Source organism: Sulfobacillus thermosulfidooxidans DSM 9293, from assembly GCF_900176145.1.
In the GTDB taxonomy this organism is placed as follows: Bacteria; Bacillota; Sulfobacillia; order Sulfobacillales; family Sulfobacillaceae; genus Sulfobacillus; species Sulfobacillus thermosulfidooxidans.
In genome coordinates, this window is record NZ_FWWY01000001.1 from 1,034,866 (window position 1) to 1,054,890 (window position 20,025).

Here is a 20,025-nt window from a genome sequence, read left to right on the forward strand (position 1 = left end):
GGTTTCCTCCTATTGAGATTGACTATATGCTGCTTGAAACCGGGCAAAGAGGTCCGGGTTGTGACGATCAACGCGAGACGCATGGCCTTGTTGGACAAAAATGTGCTCCGTCATGCCTCGGCTCGTTTCTTGTTGCGTTATGTCATCCCTTAGTACGCGATAAGTAAATCGAGCTCTCGTTGGACTTAATCCCGTCAATTCCACGTCCACCGCCACCAAATCCCCAGGATGCATCGCATGAAAAAACTGTGCTTCAGCATGTCTAACTAACAACTCAATACCACGCGGTCTCAAGATCTTATAATAGTCCAAATCATGAGCCATAAGCCATTGAATTCGACTTTCGGAAAACCAATCAAAAAGATGAGCATGATAGATAATCCCGGCCACATCGCACTCGGCCCAGCGTACCTGAGTTCTCCATATCAGCATAATAAACCCCCGTTTAAATGGGAATCGGTCAAAATCATAATAAAAAAACCGCGACCATCGCGGTATAATATTTTTCTTCTATTCGTAAACAAGTGGTAGCCCCAAGCGGATTCGAACCGCTGTTTCCGGAATGAGGGTCCGGCGTCCTAGGCCTCTAGACTATGGGGCCACAAATTTGGCTGGGGGACCAGGATTCGAACCTAGGCGAGGTGATCCAGAGTCACCTATGCTACCGCTACATCATCCCCCAGCAGCAGCATTTATTATACTCGCCCGATCATATCATTGCAAGAGATTTCAATGTGTGGATATTTCCAGTACCAGACACAGACACTAGACCAAAAAGGCTTGTGACACGAATCATATCGACGTAGACTATGATAATAGGAAAGGAGTGCATTGTCCATGGCAAAAAAGAATGCGGCCTGGTACGGTCATGATTTTGGTCTATCGTTTAGGATGTTTATCACCATGTTCCTATTGGCCGCCTTATATCTCGCGTTCATCGTGGTTCTATGGCAATTGCATGTGAGTCTCTTTTTATTGATCCTGATCATTGGTGGATTAGCTCTGAGCCAATATTATTTTTCGGATGACTTAGTTCTCCTCTCCACAGGTTCTCAAATTTTAACGCCGCAGCAAGCGCCGCGATTAACCAGTATGGTCGAGCGCCTAGCCCAACTGGCCGATGTGCCTGTCCCGCGTTTGGCCGTCATGCCAACACGGATGCCCAATGCCTTTGCTACAGGGCGTAATCCTAAACATGCTGTCATTACGGTAACGCAAGGATTGGTGGACCAATTATCGGACCAGGAACTGGAAGCTGTATTGGCGCACGAACTGACGCATATTAAGAATCGTGACGTGGCCGTCATCACGATTGCCAGCTTTTTTGCGATGATTGCTTCATTCATCGTGCAACAATTTTTCTTCTTTGGGTTAATGGCGGAAGATGACCGCGACCGGCGCGGAGGTCAGGCCATTATATTCGTGTGGTTCGCTTCGTTAGTGGTATGGGCGTTAAGTTATGTGTTAATACGAACCCTATCGAGGTACCGCGAATATGCAGCCGACCGTGGTTCGGCCATTCTCACTGGTCACCCGGGATATTTAGCGAGCGCGTTACGGCGTATCAGCGCCAACATAAACCGGACTCCGCAAAGAGATTTGCGGCAGGCGGAAAATTTCAACGCGTTCTTCATTATGCCAGCTATCCGCAAGGACAGCATCATGGAACTCTTTGCAACCCATCCCTCGTTGGAGCACCGGATCGATCGCCTCGAGAAATTGCAGGAAGAGATGGAAAAATAGACAGGGTCTTAAGGCTATAAGGAGGTCATGATGGGATTTTTCGATGCGTTGTTTGGGCGGACTAAAATACCGGAAGGCAAAACCGATCAACTTTTTGCCCTGTCCACGGCGTTGCTCGACATTCAAACCCGGTTGTCTAGCACGTTTGCGGGCAAGGCAGCCATTATTCTTCGGACGGTTGATAACTCATCGTATGATGCATTAGAACGCGATGTGCAGCAAATCCTGACCTTGGGAGGCAAGGATATGCCGGTCACCGCAGAGCATATCGATGATAACCAAGGGTATCGGTGGATCATTTTTACCGGCAAAGACCCTGAAGATGTCATCAATGCGCTCCATCTTACGGCGGATATGCTAAAAGAGGCCGGCTACGGAGACAGCCTTCTGGCGGCGATGTTTGCCTTTGATCCTCCCTGGTATCTAATTTATACGTATCGGCGCGCAGCTTTTTATCCCTTTGTTCCCAAATTATCGCATACCAGGGATTCTGCCCGGGAGTTTCGCATTGCCCAAACCCTCAAGCCTTATATGCCCATAGAAAAAGACCCGGAGCGTTGGTATGCGCTCTGGGACCCTCCGTTTTAATGTCTTTTGGGCAATTAATTTGGTCTTTTGTCGAAGTTAATGTTTTGCGAACCTTTTTGACTCCTACAGGAATTGTCCCGCCGCGATACCGCGGTGGGATTTCTTTTTGCCCTCTTCCCCACGCCGTGGAGCCTGAAGAATATGGAGCTTACAGATAGACAAAGATACGCGATCAACATAATTTGTAAAAATTACGCAACGCTTGGGAGGCAATCAAGACGGGTCAGTCTTTCCCATTTCCGCTTTGAGCCGTGCCAACTCATCGGATACCGATGTGCTTCCTTTTAACCGATTCAATTCATCACGAATGGCATCACCCGTCGACGGCTCATTTAACTGCAAAAGAGGCGAGTCTTCCGTGAGAGAATCAATGGCCTGAGCCCGGGCTTGCAGCGCCGCCGTTTTGTCTTGTGCTCGTTGCAATGCCATATTGACATCAGCCATGTCTTCCCCCAGGCCGGAGAAAGCTTCCCCAATTTTCACTTGAGCTTGCGCCGCGGAATATTGCGCCTTAATGACTTCTTTTTGGGTCCGGAAAGTTTCCACTTTCAGTGAGAGTTTTTGTTGGGCATCTTGCAGCCGGTGCTCCTCTTTTTCCAGATCTGCGATCTGCGTCTGCAAACTCTGCATTTGACTCAGAACACTCTGCTTACGTGTCAATGCTTCTTGCGCCAGATCGTCACGACCTGCTGCGACGGCATCACGGGCATCCTGATCCCACTGGTTGGCCATTTGCTGCAGCTTATTTAATTGCAGTTCAATCCGTTTTTTCGCCGTGACAACCTCGGCCACACCACGCCGTACCTGCTGCAATTGCTCTACCTGTTTTTGATAGGAATATTCCAAGGTTTCGCGGGGGTCTTCAGCTTTATCCAGCAAATTATTGACTTTCGATTTAAATATGGTAGACACCCGTGCAATCAGACCCATGTGTCGAGCCTCCTCTCCTGTTTACTTTCAGTATATTCTGTTGGCGAAATCGTTGTCAAAAGGTTCCCCATAGACTATGCTCAACAAATCTTAGGAATGTGCGACCGGACCCGTATTTTCTTTCACTAGCTCGTCTTCCATTTTTCGGGATTTGGCTTCCACCGCCGCTCCCACAAAGCTGGCAAATAAGGGATGGGGACGGTTGGGCCGGGATTGAAACTCAGGATGGAATTGAGTGCCCACAAACCAGGGATGGTCTTTTAATTCCATAATTTCCACCAGGCGTTCATCCGGTGATAATCCCGAGGCAATAAATCCGGCTTGTTCTAACACATCCCGGTACTGGTTATTTAATTCAAAGCGGTGACGGTGCCGTTCAAAAATTAAAGTGTCTTGATAAATCGCTTGAGTTTTGGTTCCCACACGCAAGGCACACGGATAACTTCCTAAGCGCATGGTCCCTCCCATATCGACCACTCCTTGTTGCTCGGGCATCAAGTCGATAACGGGATAAGGCGTATCGGGAACAAATTCCGTCGAGTTCGCTTCTTTGAGGCCGGCCACATTGCGGGCAATTTCAATGGCGGCAGCTTGCATGCCCATACAAATCCCAAAATACGGGGTTTTCGTCTCACGCGCCCAGGTAATCGCTTGAATTTTTCCTTCGACACCACGGTAACCAAAACTGCCTGGCACTAATACTCCATCTACACCTTCTAAAGCTTGTTCTGCCCCGTGTAGTTCAATATCTTCGGAGTCAACCCAGCGAATATTCACATGGACTTGATGTGTCAACCCCCCATGAAAAAGCCCTTCAGCCACACTCATATAAGCATCATGTAACGCCACATATTTCCCTACGACCGCAATCGTGACATCGCCTTGAAGCTTTGTCGCCCGTTTAGCCACCTGCGCCCACTCTTCCAAATCCGCCGGCGGCGCTTCGATTTTCAGTCGATCTAACACAATGTCGTCCAGCCCTTCTTCCGCTAACATGACCGGAAGTTGATAAATCGATTCCGCGTCCACGTTTTGAATGACTGCACGCCTGTCAACATCACACATTAAGGCAATTTTGTCCCGTAAATCCCGCGATAACGGTTTTTGCGTTCGGCACACAATAACATCTGGCTGAATCCCAATCGATCGCAACTCCTTAACGGAGTGCTGGGTCGGCTTGGTTTTAGCTTCCCCGGCCGCATTTAAGTACGGTACGAGGGTCACGTGGAGATACATCACCGAATCTCGACCAACATCCGATCGCATTTGACGGATGGCTTCTAAGAAGGGGAGACTCTCAATATCGCCAACCGTACCCCCAATTTCCAGGATAATCACATCGGCCCCTGATGCCTCGGCAACCCGGTGGATGCGCTCTTTGATTTCGTTCGTGATATGGGGAATAACTTGAATGGTTCCACCCAGAAAATCACCCCGGCGTTCTTTGGTCAGGATGGACCAATAAATGCGTCCTGTGGTCACATTATTGGCTTGACCCAAGTTCACATCCATAAATCGTTCATAATGGCCCAAATCCAAATCGGTCTCGGCGCCATCTTGGGTGACAAAGACCTCACCATGTTGAAGAGGGCTCATCGTGCCGGGATCCACATTAATATAGGGATCCAATTTCAAAGCCGTCACCTTGACCCCCCGGCTTTTTAAAATACGTCCCAAAGATGCGGCCGTGATTCCCTTTCCTAATGATGAAACCACGCCACCCGTAATAAACACAAACTTTGCCACAATGTCCTCCCCTTAATGTTCACAGATAGCCGTTGTATGAATTTACCGAAGTCGTAATGCTAAAAGGAGAAGGAGGTCCGAAGGTTACCCTTCGTCCTCCTCACTGTCACCATTGTCGTCGTCGTAAGACAGCTCATTGCCACGCGATGTGGATCCTTTTGCTACCGATTTCGGTAGCCACTCCTTGAGGCCCCACATCGCATTGCCGCGGTACTGAAATCGAACGTCGAGATTGATGTCCGTATAAATTCTCGCTGCCCGCTTGGGTTCCCGATCCAGTCCCAATTTGCGGAGAGTTTCATCAAGTAAATCTTGAACCTCCATGGGTTGTCCATGTTCCTTAAGAACTTCATAGGCTGCATCGGTGACTTGCATGGCAATTACCCCCGTCGCACTAAATTCTCCAGTATTATACCATCTACAATTTTAAAACGTAATATTCTGCTGGAACCAAAAAACATGGTATCTTCCTGGTTATTGTCCCCTGCCTTCTGGCTTTTGCCAACACGCTGGCTGCACATGGTAATCCCTATCTCCTCTAGCGAGAGTGAATTGGGGCCCTTTCATGCAATGCCTGGGTTTCATTTGGTCACCTCATGCGTCTGTGAAAACCCGTCAGGATAACGTCAGCTTCCATTGCTAACCTTGACTACACGATAACATCGCTAATGAACACCGCGAGGAGGATCATGTTTTGCCTAATCTTACGGGTGCAAAATTTTTGAGCTTATGCACGGTGGCCGTCGGAGCGATTTATGCGGCCGGCTATGTCTACACGGAACCTTTGGCCCAGGCTAATCCCTTAAGCGCCAAAGCCCCTATCAGCACTTCGAAGTCATCTCGCCCGGGATTGTCCGCTACGTCTGTTTCATCTCACAGTACGTCCAGCACCAAGGGTCCATCTTCTATGTCCCCATCAACACCGAGTTCGGCCCCCGTTTATAAAGACGGGACTTATACCGGTTCTGGAGCGAATCCCTATGGCACCTTATCCGTAGCCGTCGAAATCGTGCATGGCAGGATTGCCCGGGTACAAATTACGCAATACAACATGCACTATCCCGAGTCGATTATCGATCCCATACTCCCAAAGGAAGTGATATCGATGCAAACATGGCGTATTTATGTTGTCACGGGTGCTACAGCCAGCACCTATAACTTTGCCGAAGCCGTCTATAACGCCTTACAAAAAGCGAAAGGGTAGAGGAATCATGAAACATTCTAGCCATTATGCTTTATCCCACGTCACCGAATCTTTCCTATTAATGGGCACCACCGTCACATTTCAGGTCGTGGGTCACAAGCCTATCCATGATATCCAAAAAAGTATCCAGCGAGCACTCACGGCGATGACCGCCGTGGAACAGATTTGCAGCCGGTTCGATGAAAGCAGCGCACTAAACCAGTTATGTCAGCAGCCCGGAAAGAAAGTCGCGGTATCCCCGATTCTCTTTCATGTCTTGCGCATGAGTTGCGAACTGGCTTCCATAACGAACGGCGTCTTCGATCCCACTGTCGGTTCCCAATTGGAGCAGTTGGGATTTAACCAGCATTATTTAACGGGCCAAATCGTCCATGCACATCCTCAGTCGTATGATGAAGGCGCGAGTTACCGTGATATTACATTATTCGAAGACGATTTATCCGTTTGTCTCAACAAACCGATGCAGCTCGATCTCGGGGGCATCGCGAAAGGACTCGCCATCGATCTCGCCGCCAAAGAACTCGCAGAATATGAGGGATTCGCGATTAATGCCGGCGGGGACATTTACGTCTTTGGCATCGATCCCCAAGGAGATGCCTGGACTATCGGTATCGAAAATCCCCTGAGTCCGCATGCCCTTATCGGAACGGTTCAGGTCACCAATATGGCCATCTGCACATCAGGAAGTTATAAACGGAAAAGTCCCAGGAATCCTCTTGTTCATCACCTGTACAATCCTTTAACAGCTCAGGTCGCGACTGGGCTCTTAAGCTGTACAGTTATGGCACCTTTAGCCGTTGTCGCCGATAGTCATGCAACAGCCGCCTTTTTGCTCGGTCCGCAAGACGGCTTAACCTTTTTGACGGATATGGGATTTGCTGGTTTATTCATCACAGAACACATGGAACGCCTTCTTACACCACTCATGCCAATAAAGGAGTATTTGCCGTGACTCGTTCTGCAAAAAAGATTCCACAGCCGTCTTGGACGCGGTTTTTCAAAACCCCGAAAGGTTACGTATTAGTTGCTTTGGTCGTCCTCAGCATGATCGCTGGTATCTTTTCCCCAGGACCCAAGGAATGGCTTTTGCTCATCACAGCCAGTGCAACCGCAGTGATCACGGAAGCGGGGATCGCATGGTTCCTTCACCGCAGCATCACTCTATCCACTGCTCATTACCGCACTCATCATTAGTGACATTGTCAGTGTTGTGACCCCGCTTTATCTGGTGATGTTGACCACCGTTATAGCCCTGGCATCCAAACATGTCTTAAAGCGCGGACGAAAACCCCTGTTTAATCCGGCAGCATTTGGCTTACTGGTTTCTCTGCTGGTATTTCAAACCCCACAAAGTTGGTGGGCGGCTTTGAGCCTGCTTCCGCCCTACTTCGTGCTCATTCTATTAATCGCGGGAATTGTTGTGGCCGTTCGCGTCAAAAAATATGTGCAGGTTCTGGCATTTTTGGGAACCTACTTTAGCCTCTTACTCGTTATGGCCCTGTTCCACATGGGGCTTGCCTCAGATACCCCAGGTGACGCTTTGCGGGCGCCATTTGTCAATTCCGCTCTCTTTATGGCCTTTTTTATGTTAACAGATCCACCGACGACCCCATCCTCCCTTGGGCGCCAAATCCAATTTAGCGTGATCGTTGCCAGTATTGCCGTAGCGATCTTTGCGGTGTTTGGCGGACTGGCCTACCTTTTCATTGGGCTTCTGGTGGGCAATAGTTGGACCATGTGGATGGGACGCAAAAAGCCGCGAGTCCTTCCCGCTCAATCCAAACAAGCCTAGCACCCTAAATGAGGCACGGTAGCGTTTTTGATTAGGATTTCCTCGGCGAAATCCCGTGTTCCCGGTGAATCCGGCGAAAAATCACCGTGACATGGGTTCCTTGTCCCGGGACACTAGATAGAATCAATTTGGCGCGGTGGGCTTGAACAATCTTTTGGGCAATAGCTAAACCGAGCCCCGAACCTTTAGGGGATACTCCCTCTCCCTCATCCCCGCGGACAAACCGCCGGGTCGCTTTGGGTAACACGGCCGCTGACATTCCGCTGCCGGTATCTTCTAGATGAATTTCGGCGTGATGTTTGCGCACTCTGATCCGAATCGTGCATCCGCCTTGGTGAGTATATTTGTGCGCGTTATCCAAAAAAATGAGGAGTAATTGACGAAGGCGCTGGGGATCGGCACGAACGAGGGCATCGTCAGCAATGTCCAGCGCCAAATTAAGTCCCGAGAGCTCACAAACCGGCTGATAAATCGCAAAAACCTCCTCACAAATCTCTTGCAATGAGACGGTACTGAGATTTAAAGATCCAGCCCCTTCCTCCAAATGCCCTATCTCTAACAAATCCTTGACCAAATTGGCCATGCGCTGGGTCTCACTATAAAGCGCCTCAATCCAGGGAAGGTGTTCTTCAATCCGGTCGTGGGAATGGGACAGGAGCAACTCGACATGCGCAGTCATGGCAAAAAGGGGTGTTCGCAGTTCATGCGACACATCCGAGAGAAATTCTTGTTCGCGGCGTCTCACCGCTAAGATCGGTCGAAGAGTCCATAGTCCCATGAGAAATCCCCCTAGGACCGACAAAATGAGCCCCAGGGCACCTCCCCACACTAATAGGGTGAGCAACCGGGCCAAACGGGATTCATCATCTTGAATGTTTTCAAATACTTGGCCTGTTAAACCCGGACGAATGGGCCACTGCATGACCCGGTAGGATACGTTGAGGATTCGCACCGAATAATATACGGGGTGGCTAGACAAATGCGCATCCAATAGCGATTGGATTTCGGATTTGCTGGTCTGGGGAAAGGGGTGATAGGAGGCTACCACATGTGGCGGATTTGAGGAATCCCATAACAGGAGGTGCACATCGGGAACCTGGGTTAACGGTTCATGCTCCATTTCAGCCACCACGGCCTTTTGACAATGTGGGCAGGAACGGCTCATATGCCAAGCAAGATTCTCGAGTTGATGATCGACCGCCTGAAGATATTGTCTTTGATCCATACTGTAGACAAACCCAGCTAACACCGTCCAAATCACGGCCAGTACCGCCATGTTAATGAACGCCACAGATATCCGCTGGCGAATAATCTCGCGTTCTTCGACCCGCTTAAATTTCAACCACTGCCGGGTATTCATACCGTCTCACCTAAGCGGTACCCTAATCCACGAACCGCAACAATATCCGGCCCCCCACACGCCACAAGGCGCCTCCTGAGCTTGGAAATATGGGCTTCCAACGCATTGTCCAGAATTTCTGTTCCTTCTCCCCATAACCGGTCCATTAACTGCTGCCGTGTTAAAACCCAGTGAGGATAACGCAAGAACAGTTCCATTAGCAATGCCTCTTTAGGAGATAATGCTAAAGTTTGGGACCCAATAGTCAGCTCACGGGTTGCAAACCGGTAGCGCATATTATCAAACTCTAAGACGTCGCTTTCCTGATACCCTAAAGCACTTCGCCGCAGTTGTGCTCGAATTCGGGCATGGAGCTCGGTCAAGGCGAAAGGTTTGACTAAATAATCATCAGCCCCGGCATCAAGACCTTGTACACGGTCATCGACCCGGTCTTTGGCCGTAATCATAATAATCGGAGTGGGGATTTTGTGCTGTCTAACCTGAGCCGCAATATCATAGCCATTAAGCCCAGGCAGAAGGACATCTAACAGGATAAGGTCATACGATCCATTCAAGGCCTGGTCTAGTGCATCGTCGCCGTGGGAACAAGTATACACATCATAATGCTCCGCTTGCAACATGTCACAAAGTGCCACGCGCAAGGTCTGATCATCTTCTGCCAATAAAATCGTCGGCATGCACCGCTCCTTGTCTTCTCGTCACCAATGCTCAGCACAAACCTAAGTGATCAACCGAACGTGATTATCCCATGTTTAGTGTATCGGGGTTAGGCGTCATTCGTCTAGAGGCTCTACCACGCTTCGAAAAGAGGAGCGGATCAGCTTGATGAAATCAATAGCTATCTTACAAAGAATCTGGCGTGTCTTCCCATGCCACAGAAGATCTTTTTAGGAAATTCTCGGGCGGATTAGCTGACCCTTTTATGAGAAAAACGTCCCGCCAAAGTCGCAAAAGATCGCAAGACTCCGCAGCTTATACCACCAAAAGAGGGAAATACCGAGACATTCTATTCATAATAAATTGACCATTTTCATCGCAATTGGTTACACTAGTTGTGTGCAGTTTTGTTGATTAACTCAAAGGGGTTAAGTCACCGGTGAAGCATCTGGGGCAATTATTGCTGATGACATGTGAAGAACCTCAGGTGTCACCATCTCTCCTAGCAGCCATTCGCTTGGGATATGTTGGGGGCATTGTACTCAATCCCGCTGTCCTTCCGAGTGCTGAGTCCTTACAAGACATTATTTGGCTTCTTCATGATACCGCCAAATTGGGCAACCAGCCCTCACCTGTGATCCTTCTTGACACCACCGATTCAGTATCCTCATTATGGCCGTTGCCGTCATTGCGGTCGATGGCCGTGGCCGGCTTAACCGATGATGTGCATCGTCTATTAAACACCATGGCTTTGATTTGGCGGCAAATGGGCATAACCGGCATCTTGTCGCCCACACTGGGTGTCGGAGACAAGACACCCAGCCCTTGGACAGACAAGCGTACGAAATATTTGCAGTTATGGGTCCGAGAGCTGCGTCAAGCAGGTCTCCAACCCTTTATCCGCATTGTCCCAACGCCTTCCGCACCGGACGTCAGTGATGCCCTCATTGCTACCATTGATAGCGGCTTAGGCGCAGCCATCCTCGACGGACACGAGCCGGTAAATGCGTCATTGTGGCGGGACTCCTTGAATTTTCGCGGACTTTTAGTCCAAGATTTCCGGTTTACACATTTTGATGTGAATCTTATCCCCGCTAGCATTGCCAATGGGCTTGATATGATTATTTTGCCATCCGATGCCGATATGGATGAATCATACCGGGCATTACTCGTGGAAATGAACCGTCATCATTTATCGAAACGGAAAATCTATTCGGCACTCACGCGCATCCGGATGCTGAAGGAACCCAAGCCGCTCTTCTCATGGAGTCTTGAGGTCAGCCAGCGGCCTATTAATGAATGGGCGCAAAATATTTGGAATCATGCCCTCGTCCACACCGGCCCTGTCTATTCTCCGAAGGTCGGCACTCAAGAATTGGGGCTGATTGAATTTGGTAAACCGTCGCCGTTAAAATCCTTGTTGCAACGTCATCTGGCTTTTTATCACTGTCTTGATATCGATCCCGATGTGAGGGATCTATTTCAGATTCATCTGCAAAGTCAAAAGAACTCCGTACAGCTTGTCATTCATCTCAATGATGCCTGGCACCATTTAAACCAATCCTTACTATTTCCCTTGTGCCAGCCAAGACCCCTTGGCGTAGCCATGCATCACCCGGCTGATCTATTTTTGCTGCCCCGTGATGCCACAGGTTTAACCAACTTTGATACCCAGCTCGGGGCATTTGGAGCAGTAGCATCCGCCATTATAGGAAAAATTTCTATTCACGGCCAATGGCCCAACCCCCAGGAGGTTACCCAGCTATGACACCGGAAAAAATCGTGTTAACAGGCATCCGGCGCAAATCGGCTCGGCGCGTCAATCCTTACGGTCTCTTACGGTTATTAATCGTGGCCGTGGTTTTCGCGCTGTTAGCGTTAGGACACGGCTTGTCGTGGTGGATTGGTTTTTCCCTTCTCACAGCCGTCCTCATTACCCTAAGCGGAAACAACATGAGGCCGATTGGTCCATGGTTGGGATCGATCGGCCTGATCTTTTTAGCCTTTGTGCACGTGGGCATTATCCCGTTTCTCTATGGGATTGTTCCCATGGCATTATTGTTCGTGAGCTATTTCGCCTTGGTCTTCCGCCGCTTGGCGGGCTAGTTCCCGGCGCAAGATTTTCCCGATCGCCGATTTCGGCAGCTGATCGACGACTTGATAGGACCGGGGCCGTTTATAGGACGCCAAGTTTTGCTGGCAAAAGCGGTCAATGTCCTCAAGATCGGGCGTGACACCGGCTTTGGGGACAATATAGGCTTTAACTCGTTCCCCGTGGTAGGCATCGGGCACTCCGACGACGCACGCCTCCTTGACCGCTGGGTGGTGATATAAGACTTCTTCCACTTCCCGGGGATAGACGTTAAACCCGGAATAGATGATTAAGTCTTTTTTGCGGTCTTGAATGGCAAAGAAACCTTCCTGATCCATTGTGGCCAAGTCCCCTGTATAAAGCCATCCCTCTTTTAAGACCTCACTTGTCTCCTCAGGACGTCGCCAGTATCCTTGCATGACTTGGGGGCCTTGAATAATGAGTTCGCCCACTTCCCCGGGTTCCACATCCTTTCCCATATTATCCACAATCCGCACCGCGGTTGAAGGATAGGGTAATCCAATGCCAGGCGCTTGATAATCGACCGGCCACAAAGGCTGACAGTGGGTTACCGGAGACGCTTCGGTTAGCCCATATCCTTCGACAATGCGGCCATGCGTCAATTTCTCAAAATTTTCTTGCACAGACCGCGGCAAGGGCGCCGAACCGCTAATGCACCCTTTAATCGAAGTCAGATCCAAATCATGGGCTAGAGCATACTGCGTGAGTGCCACGTACATGGTCGGCGCCCCCGGGAATAACGTCGGTTTCGTACGAGCAATCCATAAGGCCGCTTGTTCGGGATTAAACCGCGGCATTAAGACCAGGCGGGCACCAATGAGCAAGCCTAAATTCATCCCCACCGTCATGGCATAGGCGTGAAACAAGGGCAAAGCAATCAACACGGTATCTTGCGTCGGGGACAAGAGATTTGCCATCCATAAACGGGATTGTTCCGCGTTGGCCAATAGGTTCCAGTGTGTCAGCATGGCCCCTTTGGGCCATCCTGTCGTGCCTCCCGTGTATTGGAGTAGGGCTAAATCTTTTTGGGGATCGATGGCGGGCACATCGTCATCTTCAATAGGCGGCAAATCAAGCCATTGTGTAAGCATTGAGGCCGTGGGATATACATTTTTGGCTTCCTGCTCTGATTTAGGGTCATTATTAGCCGATGCCATCACCACAGGCCAGGGCAGGGGTAATAGCGTGGGCGGCACTTTTGCAACCATTTCGGGAGGCACAATTAACGCTGTGGGTTCGGCATCTTGCAAAAGCTTGGTTAACTCGGGCAGTGTATACAACGGATTTAATGCCACCACTGTTGCCCCCACGAGTAACGTTGCAAAATACGCTTGAACAAAAGCTAAACTGTTGGGCAAAATTAATGCCACCCGGTCACGCGGTTTGACTCCCAGTCGGCGAAGACCTTCCGCCACGCGCTGCACCATATTCCATAACGCTTGATACGTGACGTCTTTGTCCTCTAACACGATCGCAATGCGGTCATCACAGTTTTTCCAGCGCGCAATAATATCGTACAGGGGTACGGGCTGGCAATCGATCTCTTCCGGCACCGTACCGTAGTGATGGACCCATGGTTTTTGATCATATACGGACATCATTACCGCCCCCGAAATTGTGGTCGCCTTTTTTGCAAAAAGGCTGTGATGCCTTCTGTGGCATCGTCCGTGCGCATGAGCTGGGCCATTTTTTCACTTTCCCCGGCTTGCCCTAATTCGGGATTCGCTAATAATTCTTTGATGGCTTGGAGCGCTAAAGGGGGAAGACTGGCCAATCGATCAGCCTGGTTCAACGCATATTCCACGAGTAAGTGACTTGGGACAATATGATGAATCAATCCAATCCGTAATGCCTCATCGGCATCAATCGCATCCCCCGTTAACAATAGGCGCGTGGCCTGAGAGCGACCAATTAATTTCGGCAGACGAACACTACCTCCCCAGCCAGGAATAATGCCTAGATTGACTTCGGGCTGGCCAAAGCGCGCATCGGGACAGGCAATCCGCAAATCGCAAGCCATGGCCATTTCATTTCCCCCGCCCAAAGCGGGTCCATTAATGGCGGCAATGATGGGTTTGGCACTCTGTTCAATGCGATCAAATAACTTAACCCCATAGCGTAGAAATTCATTCACGTCGTTGCCTAATTGCAAAAAGCTCGGGATGTCCGCTCCCGCGGCAAAAAATGAACCATGGCCGGTAATGACCATGGCCCGAATGTCATCATTGGCCAGGGCCATATCTAAAGCCTCAGATAATTCTTGAAGAAGGGGAAAACTTAACGAATTGACAGGAGGATGATTGAGTTCGAAAAGCATGACATGATCACGTTGTTCTTGTGAAACAAGAGCCATTTTTTTCACCTCTTTCGGCTTGTCACCTAATAATTAAAGTACCCGCGGGAAGTTTTTACACCGAGTTGTCCGCGCTCTACACGCTCTTTAAGCGACGCTGGCGGTGTAAAGCGTTCCCCGAGCCGCTTGGTCATTTTTGTGAGCTTCTCATAGACCACATCTAAACCCATAGAATCTGCGAGGGCTAAAGGACCTGTGGGAAGACCCGCGCCTGCTCGCATGGCAATGTCTATAGAACGTGCGCTAGCAATCCCTTCTTCAAACACCCGTGCCGCTTCCATAAAGGTGGCCATGGTAAATTGGTCAATCAGGTCGTGTTCTTGTTCGGGAGTAAAGGGGGCGCTCTTAAGTGAAGCATTAGCCTCAGGCGTGGTATAGGAGTAAAAGCCTTGACCCGTTTTAACCCCTAAATGATGTTGTTGGACTAATTCTCCTAATTCAGGTCCGGGATAAAAACGGTCTCCATACGCCTTTTGCAGGGTATTGGCAACGTCCCATGCAATGTCGAGTCCCAAAGCGTCGGCTAAAACAAAAGGTCCCATCGGTGCTAAGTGATTTTTGGTAATCACGGCATCAATATCGTGAGCTGAGACATGGTGCTCCGCTTTAAAGCGCATGACTTCAGCCATCGATGCCGTTAAAATCCGGTTGACGACAAATCCCGGACACTCTTTGACGACCACAGGGATCTTCCGCAATTCTTCACTCAGACGGGTTAACGTATCCAGGACATCTTGATCGGTACTGTCACCGGCAATAATTTCGACGAGCTTCATGGTATGTGCGGGATAGAAAAAGTGCATGCCTGCCACGCGCTCGGGTCTTGTGGTGGCATTGGCCATTTCTGATATACTGAGTGCTGATGTATTACTCGCTAAAATCGCTAAGGGCGGTAAAATCCGGTCTAATTCGCGAAAGACTTGCTGTTTTAATGCCATTTTTTCTGGCACAGCTTCAATCGCCACTGACACATCATAAAGATCCTTGTCCTGGGCGCTAAAGCGGATTTGGGCGAAACGTTTCTCCGCTTCTTGGGGACTGAGCCGCCCTTTGTCAACGCGGCCCTGCATCACATGGCGAATATGTTCTTGAGCCCTTTGCAAAGCATTTTCATCGACATCTCGTAAAACCACAGGAATGTTGGCCATCGCCAGGCTATAAGCAATATCTGCCCCCATGGTTCCTGCCCCCACCACGGCAACTTTTTTCACGTACATGAAAAGCCCTGCCTTTCGCGATATTTTCACGAGCGGCTATCTGCCATCCTCATTGTTTGGATAAGCGCCCTATCCGCTCGATATTGTTGTGGCCCATTTCCCAATATCAGGTCACCACTTTCAGTATAAAAACATGCCAAGGTCCCGGTGTGTCGTTTTAGAAATCCCATATTTCCGACAATTCGGGATCATGGCAATCATTCCTTTGAGGTATAGCATTGCGCAGGACCAGTATATCGCCTATATGCAATATTTGTCAATGGCAAGTTTATTATCGATAAGCGAAATCTTTGCTATGATGAAATAAATGGAAAGGATATAGGGGGGACTTTAATGGACAGTCAGCTTCAGGCCTTTATTGATGAGATTCAAAAACTCTTTCCGCGCATTATGCAATATCTAGAAGCTGAAGCTAGTCGCGAACTAATAGGCCTTGAGGTGACACCGTCCCAAATGAATGCGCTGTTTGCTCTCTATGGGGTCAAAAATATGCCAATGGGCGAATTAGCAGACCAACTTGGGTTAACGGAAAGTGCCGCCACGCGCTTAGTCGACCGGCTCATCAATATGAACTTAGTGAGGCGCGAGCGCGACGATCAAGACAGGCGGGTCGTCCGCGTGCGTTTGTCCTCTTATGGTAAACAACTTGCCGAACTCGTGTTTGAACGCCGCCAAGCCCAAGTGACCCGATTTGCTGAACGCTTACCCCAGGACTCGCGCGACGCCCTCATCCGCGGCCTATCGGATTTGCTCGACGTGTTTCAACGCCTTGAACAAGAATCAAAAGCCCAAAAGAAATAGAGGACCCCTCGTTCCTCTCTAACGTCCGAATCTGCGAGATAATTGGCCATGCCATTCAGGCATAGGTTGACAAAGGGTTTTTACCCGGTTTAATAAAAATCCGGTTCTAGCGAAATTGACCGCATCAAATTTTTAAGAATATGGTACAGTATTACTATCTCAATTTGTATTGATGTTGTGGAGGTGACGCATTTGATTACCCTGACTGAGACGGCAGCGGACAAGGTTAAAGAGTTTATGGCATCGAAGGATCACCCCGATCTGGCGCTAAGAATTTACGTCAGCAAAGGCGGCTGCAGCGGATTTAGCTATGGAATGGCTCTTGATGCGGCTCAAGAAGATGACAATGTGTATGAATTCAATGGGATTAAGGTTGTTATTGACCCGCAGAGTGCGCCTTATCTTGAAGGCATTGAAGTCGATTATGTCAATTCCATGATGGGTGGCGGTTTTTCGATCACAAACCCCAACGCCGTATCCTCTTGTGGTTGCGGTCACTCCTTCCGAACCAAGGACGATGCGGGAGCAGCCAACTCGTGCAGCCATTAACCTAAGGATAGTAAAAAAGCCTTCGGAATCCGAAGGCTTTTTTCCTTTTGGTCGTCCCTAAAAAGACCCGATGAAAAGCCTAGTGAGCTTTTTTCTCACTAGGCTTTTCGTCTACGCGGTCACTTGATGCGACTGAGGGTCTGAACCACCCTCGCCCGCTTCCTCCAAGGATTTACCCGCGGTTTCAAATCCAAAGGCCCACGTCACCAAAAATCCTAAAAACGAGGCTGCTGCAATCATCCCTAAGGTCAAGCCTAATCCCCACGCTTGCTCAATCACCGGCAAGAGAAAGATACCGACCGCTGCCCCGAATTTTCCCGATGCGGCAGCTAATCCATGTCCCGATGCCCTGAGGCTTGTGGGAAATACTTCGGTGGGTAAAATCCATGTGGTCGCGTTAGGTCCGGTGTTGACCGCCAGATTAAAGAGGGCAAAAGCAATGAATATCACCGTGGTCAAAGAACCGGTAGCACCCTTAGGAACCCCTACAAAAGCCAATAATGTCATGGCAATACCCATACCCGCAAAGCCGAGAAGCTGAAGCCGGATACGACCCAATTTTTCAATCAGCAAGATACTCAAAGCAAATCCAATCACCAAGAAGACGTCGAGAAAAATCGCCCCTTGTGTCGACAAGATATCTTTGTGAATGAAATTCCCATGACCAGCAAACGCCATAACGGACAAAATGGTGGGAGTAAAAATTCCGATGCCATAAAGGCCAATATCCATCAAAAACCATGGTACCGTAACTAAAATTGTCCGGGTCAAATAACGACCACGAAACAAATCTTTATAAACCATTTTTCGCGAATGCGTTTTCTCCGTGGTAATACTCTGTCCAGTGATTTCCTCGGCTAAAGCCCGGGCGCCTTCGGCATCCCCGTGTTCCATCTTCCACCGGGGACTTTCGGGAACACTGGTACGAAGAATCATCACCGCCACAGCTGGCACGACCCCGATGGCCAACATAATCCGCCATGCATCGGGTGCGGGGTTTAGCATGAGAATCGATAGTCCTACCGCAGCACCAAATAACGCACCGAGCGCCTGAAAACTAAAGGCTCCCGATAGCATACGTCCACGAATCTTTTTTGGCATTAACTCCGAAACATACGTCGAACTGATTGGATAGTCTGCGCCGATACCAATGCCTAACAAGAACCGAAATACGAGTAACGAGGTGGGATTCCATGACAACGCGGATAACCCAGCAAAGACGACAAAAAAAAGCAGGTCAAAAAGATACATCGCTTTTCGACCCAACTTATCCGTAAACCGTCCCAAAGTAAATGCACCAATCATGGCACCAAGAGGAGCTGCCGCTCCGATTAGTCCAATTCCGGTTTTTGTCACGTGCATTTGATGAGCAATAAGAGGAAGGGCGACACCGATAATAAACAAATCAAATCCGTCGAGAAAAACCCCCATTGCCGACAAAAACCAAACCTTCCAATGCACCCCTTTTAACTTCGCATGATCTAGGGCCGACTGGAAACCTGTAGACTCAGATGGCATTTCAAGCTCCTCCTGCCGCCTTCTTGGCGTCAACGAATTATTTTCTTTAGCTTTATCATGCCACCGTCACATTATGAGTGGTTTAAGCCCTTGTTAAGGTTGCATTAACAAAACCCAGACTATTTGCAATTAATCCACAGCACAGACAAGGCACTTGAGATAACGCGATTCTGGCAGTCCCGGCGCCATCGGATGATCAAGTCCTTGACCACGAATTTCCAAGATTTTCACCGGACGCTTGGCGTCTTTGGCCGCATCCCGGATCACCTCTATAAACTGGGTTTCAGAAATATGATAGGAACAACTGGATGTGACTAAGATGCCTCCCGGTTTAATCAACTTCATGCCTCGTAGGTTAATTTCTTTATATCCTCTAAGTGCTCCAGCCACGGCATCTTTGGATTTGGTAAAGGCGGGCGGATCCAAAATCCCAAGATCATATTGCGGCCCCTTATCACTTTCCTGACGGAGCCAATCAAAGGCATTAGCCGTCACAAATTCCATGTGTTGTTCCAAACCGTTTTGCCGGGCATTTTCTTGAGCCCGGGCGATAGCCCTTTCGTCGATATCAATTCCGATCACATGCTTTGCCCCATATTTTGCACAAAGTAAGCCAAAAGCTCCGGTGTGGCAAAAAGCATCAAAGACCTCTTTGCCCCCAGCCAATTCAGCCGTACGCTTACGGTTCGCATATTGGTCAAGAAAGTGACCGGTTTTTTGCCCCCCTGCCACATCAATCGTTAAGCTGACCCCATTTTCCTGAATTGTCACCGGGCTTACCAGCGTACCATACAGGAGTTGGTCTTCGCGCGGTAAGCCTTCTTTAGCGCGCACCGCCACATCGCCACGTTCATAAATCCCTTGAGGATGATAGATGTCCACCAGGGCTTCAACAATCGCTTGGCGAAAGGGTTGAAGTCCTAGACTTAAAATTTCCATAACCAACATGGGCCCATATTTGTCGACAATAAGCCCAGGCAATTGGTCAGCTTCGGAATTTACCACCCGGTAGGCTTCGCGGTCCTTTAATAACTCAAAACGCAACCGTGCGGCTTCCCCTACCCGCGCTTGAAACCAGTGATCATCAATGACGTCATGGACATTGCGGGTCAATAAACGAAACGCAATCAGCGATGCGGGATTAAAAAAACCGCGGCCGACAAAGCGACCATTAGACTCCTCTAGCGCAACAATCGAACCCGGTTGAAGATTTGAATGATACAATTCGCCCCGATATGCCCAAGGGGCGCCCTCCAATATCCGGTGAGGTCCCGGTTTTAACCGTAAAACATCTGTCACATCAAGCGCCTCCATTCATCTTTGGCTAGTATAGGCCTAAATGGACAATTTTGACCATATCACGGATCATGTGCCCACTTGCGTTTAGCCTCACCAAACAACAAAAACGCCCGGAGACGAAGAAGCTTTCTCCGAGCGTTGGCAACGATCAGCCG

At 49.3% G+C, this 20,025-nt stretch carries 21 protein-coding genes and 2 tRNA genes; 10 read left to right on the forward strand and 13 right to left on the reverse strand.

The window, feature by feature from the left end:
• Positions 1-9 precede the first annotated feature (9 nt).
• From B8987_RS05385 to B8987_RS05395, 3 genes are all read right to left on the reverse strand, one after another.
• Positions 10-432: an acyl-CoA thioesterase gene (locus B8987_RS05385; protein WP_020372952.1), complete on the reverse strand. Its 423-nt coding sequence runs from the start codon at positions 430-432 to the stop codon at positions 10-12.
• 93 nt (positions 433-525) lie between these two features.
• Positions 526-601, reverse strand: a tRNA-Glu gene (locus B8987_RS05390).
• A gap of 7 nt (positions 602-608) precedes the next feature.
• A tRNA-Gln gene (locus B8987_RS05395) sits at positions 609-682 on the reverse strand.
• Positions 683-837: 155 nt separating this feature from the next.
• On the opposite strand from B8987_RS05395, the gene htpX reads away from it, so the two are divergent.
• Positions 838-1,743, forward strand: a complete 906-nt coding sequence (gene htpX, locus B8987_RS05400; RefSeq protein ID WP_028961955.1) for a zinc metalloprotease HtpX — start codon at positions 838-840, stop codon at positions 1,741-1,743.
• Positions 1,744-1,770: 27 nt separating this feature from the next.
• Positions 1,771-2,331, forward strand: coding sequence for a PspA-associated protein PspAB (gene pspAB, locus B8987_RS05405; protein WP_242823896.1), 561 nt, complete (start codon positions 1,771-1,773; stop codon positions 2,329-2,331).
• A 213-nt stretch (positions 2,332-2,544) separates the two neighbouring features.
• Here the strand turns inward: pspAB and B8987_RS05410 are convergent, their stop codons facing one another.
• The 3 genes from B8987_RS05410 to rpoE form a co-directional block, all read right to left on the reverse strand.
• Positions 2,545-3,261 carry a PspA/IM30 family protein gene (locus tag B8987_RS05410; RefSeq protein WP_020372954.1) on the reverse strand — a complete coding sequence of 239 codons (717 nt, stop codon included), beginning with the start codon at positions 3,259-3,261 and terminating at the stop codon, positions 2,545-2,547.
• A 90-nt stretch (positions 3,262-3,351) separates the two neighbouring features.
• Entirely contained in the window at positions 3,352-5,007 is a 1,656-nt protein-coding gene (locus tag B8987_RS05415) for a CTP synthase (protein WP_084660937.1), read from the reverse strand.
• An 84-nt stretch (positions 5,008-5,091) separates the two neighbouring features.
• On the reverse strand, positions 5,092-5,382 hold the full coding sequence (rpoE, locus tag B8987_RS05420; RefSeq protein WP_020372956.1) for a DNA-directed RNA polymerase subunit delta: 291 nt from the start codon (positions 5,380-5,382) through the stop codon (positions 5,092-5,094).
• Positions 5,383-5,701: 319 nt separating this feature from the next.
• On the opposite strand from rpoE, the gene B8987_RS05425 reads away from it, so the two are divergent.
• From B8987_RS05425 to B8987_RS05440, 4 genes are read left to right on the forward strand one after another with little or no spacing between them, the layout of a single operon-like run.
• A complete protein-coding gene (locus B8987_RS05425) occupies positions 5,702-6,211 on the forward strand; it encodes an FMN-binding protein (RefSeq protein ID WP_020372958.1) in 510 nt (169 codons plus the stop codon).
• Positions 6,212-6,218: 7 nt separating this feature from the next.
• Positions 6,219-7,163, forward strand: a complete 945-nt coding sequence (locus B8987_RS05430) for an FAD:protein FMN transferase (RefSeq protein WP_176213153.1) — start codon at positions 6,219-6,221, stop codon at positions 7,161-7,163.
• Positions 7,160-7,405, forward strand: a complete 246-nt coding sequence (locus tag B8987_RS05435; protein ID WP_020374929.1) for a hypothetical protein — start codon at positions 7,160-7,162, stop codon at positions 7,403-7,405. The genes B8987_RS05430 and B8987_RS05435 overlap by 4 nt, the downstream gene beginning before the upstream one ends.
• A gap of 16 nt (positions 7,406-7,421) precedes the next feature.
• Positions 7,422-8,003, forward strand: a complete 582-nt coding sequence (locus B8987_RS05440; protein ID WP_020374930.1) for an RnfABCDGE type electron transport complex subunit D — start codon at positions 7,422-7,424, stop codon at positions 8,001-8,003.
• 31 nt (positions 8,004-8,034) lie between these two features.
• Here B8987_RS05440 and B8987_RS05445 read toward each other — a convergent pair whose 3' ends face one another.
• Positions 8,035-9,363 (reverse strand): sensor histidine kinase, encoded by a 1,329-nt coding sequence (locus B8987_RS05445; protein ID WP_084660939.1) that lies wholly within the window; start codon positions 9,361-9,363, stop codon positions 8,035-8,037.
• Complete coding sequence (locus B8987_RS05450) at positions 9,360-10,040, reverse strand: response regulator transcription factor (RefSeq protein ID WP_020374932.1); 681 nt, start codon at positions 10,038-10,040, stop codon at positions 9,360-9,362. Before B8987_RS05450 ends, B8987_RS05445 begins: the two co-directional genes overlap by 4 nt.
• 419 nt (positions 10,041-10,459) lie before the next feature.
• On the opposite strand from B8987_RS05450, the gene B8987_RS05455 reads away from it, so the two are divergent.
• Together B8987_RS05455 and B8987_RS05460 are read left to right on the forward strand one after the other, a co-directional pair.
• Entirely contained in the window at positions 10,460-11,788 is a 1,329-nt protein-coding gene (locus B8987_RS05455; protein WP_020374933.1) for a hypothetical protein, read from the forward strand.
• On the forward strand, positions 11,785-12,126 hold the full coding sequence (locus tag B8987_RS05460) for a hypothetical protein (RefSeq protein WP_020374934.1): 342 nt from the start codon (positions 11,785-11,787) through the stop codon (positions 12,124-12,126). The genes B8987_RS05455 and B8987_RS05460 overlap by 4 nt, the downstream gene beginning before the upstream one ends.
• Here B8987_RS05460 and B8987_RS05465 read toward each other — a convergent pair.
• From B8987_RS05465 to B8987_RS05475, 3 genes are read right to left on the reverse strand one after another with little or no spacing between them, the layout of a single operon-like run.
• Positions 12,076-13,734: a long-chain-fatty-acid--CoA ligase gene (locus tag B8987_RS05465; protein ID WP_020374935.1), complete on the reverse strand. Its 1,659-nt coding sequence runs from the start codon at positions 13,732-13,734 to the stop codon at positions 12,076-12,078. The two genes, B8987_RS05460 and B8987_RS05465, sit on opposite strands and share 51 nt — an antisense overlap.
• Positions 13,734-14,486, reverse strand: coding sequence for an enoyl-CoA hydratase/isomerase family protein (locus B8987_RS05470; RefSeq protein WP_020374936.1), 753 nt, complete (start codon positions 14,484-14,486; stop codon positions 13,734-13,736). The genes B8987_RS05465 and B8987_RS05470 overlap by 1 nt, the downstream gene beginning before the upstream one ends.
• A gap of 26 nt (positions 14,487-14,512) precedes the next feature.
• The gene (locus tag B8987_RS05475) at positions 14,513-15,703 is read right to left on the reverse strand and encodes a 3-hydroxyacyl-CoA dehydrogenase (RefSeq protein ID WP_084660940.1); all 1,191 of its coding nucleotides are present in this window, start codon (positions 15,701-15,703) and stop codon (positions 14,513-14,515) included.
• Between the two features lie 333 nt (positions 15,704-16,036).
• Here B8987_RS05475 and B8987_RS05480 point away from each other — a divergent pair, with 333 nt between their 5' ends.
• Both B8987_RS05480 and erpA read left to right on the forward strand, forming a co-directional pair.
• Positions 16,037-16,504 carry a MarR family winged helix-turn-helix transcriptional regulator gene (locus tag B8987_RS05480; RefSeq protein WP_020374938.1) on the forward strand — a complete coding sequence of 156 codons (468 nt, stop codon included), beginning with the start codon at positions 16,037-16,039 and terminating at the stop codon, positions 16,502-16,504.
• Between the two features lie 183 nt (positions 16,505-16,687).
• A complete protein-coding gene (erpA, locus tag B8987_RS05485; protein WP_242823764.1) occupies positions 16,688-17,053 on the forward strand; it encodes an iron-sulfur cluster insertion protein ErpA in 366 nt (121 codons plus the stop codon).
• A 111-nt stretch (positions 17,054-17,164) separates the two neighbouring features.
• On the opposite strand, the gene B8987_RS05490 is transcribed toward erpA, so the two are convergent.
• Positions 17,165-18,571, reverse strand: a complete 1,407-nt coding sequence (locus B8987_RS05490; protein WP_020374940.1) for an MFS transporter — start codon at positions 18,569-18,571, stop codon at positions 17,165-17,167.
• A gap of 129 nt (positions 18,572-18,700) precedes the next feature.
• A complete protein-coding gene (locus tag B8987_RS05495; RefSeq protein WP_020374941.1) occupies positions 18,701-19,870 on the reverse strand; it encodes a class I SAM-dependent rRNA methyltransferase in 1,170 nt (389 codons plus the stop codon).
• Positions 19,871-20,025: the final 155 nt, after the last annotated feature.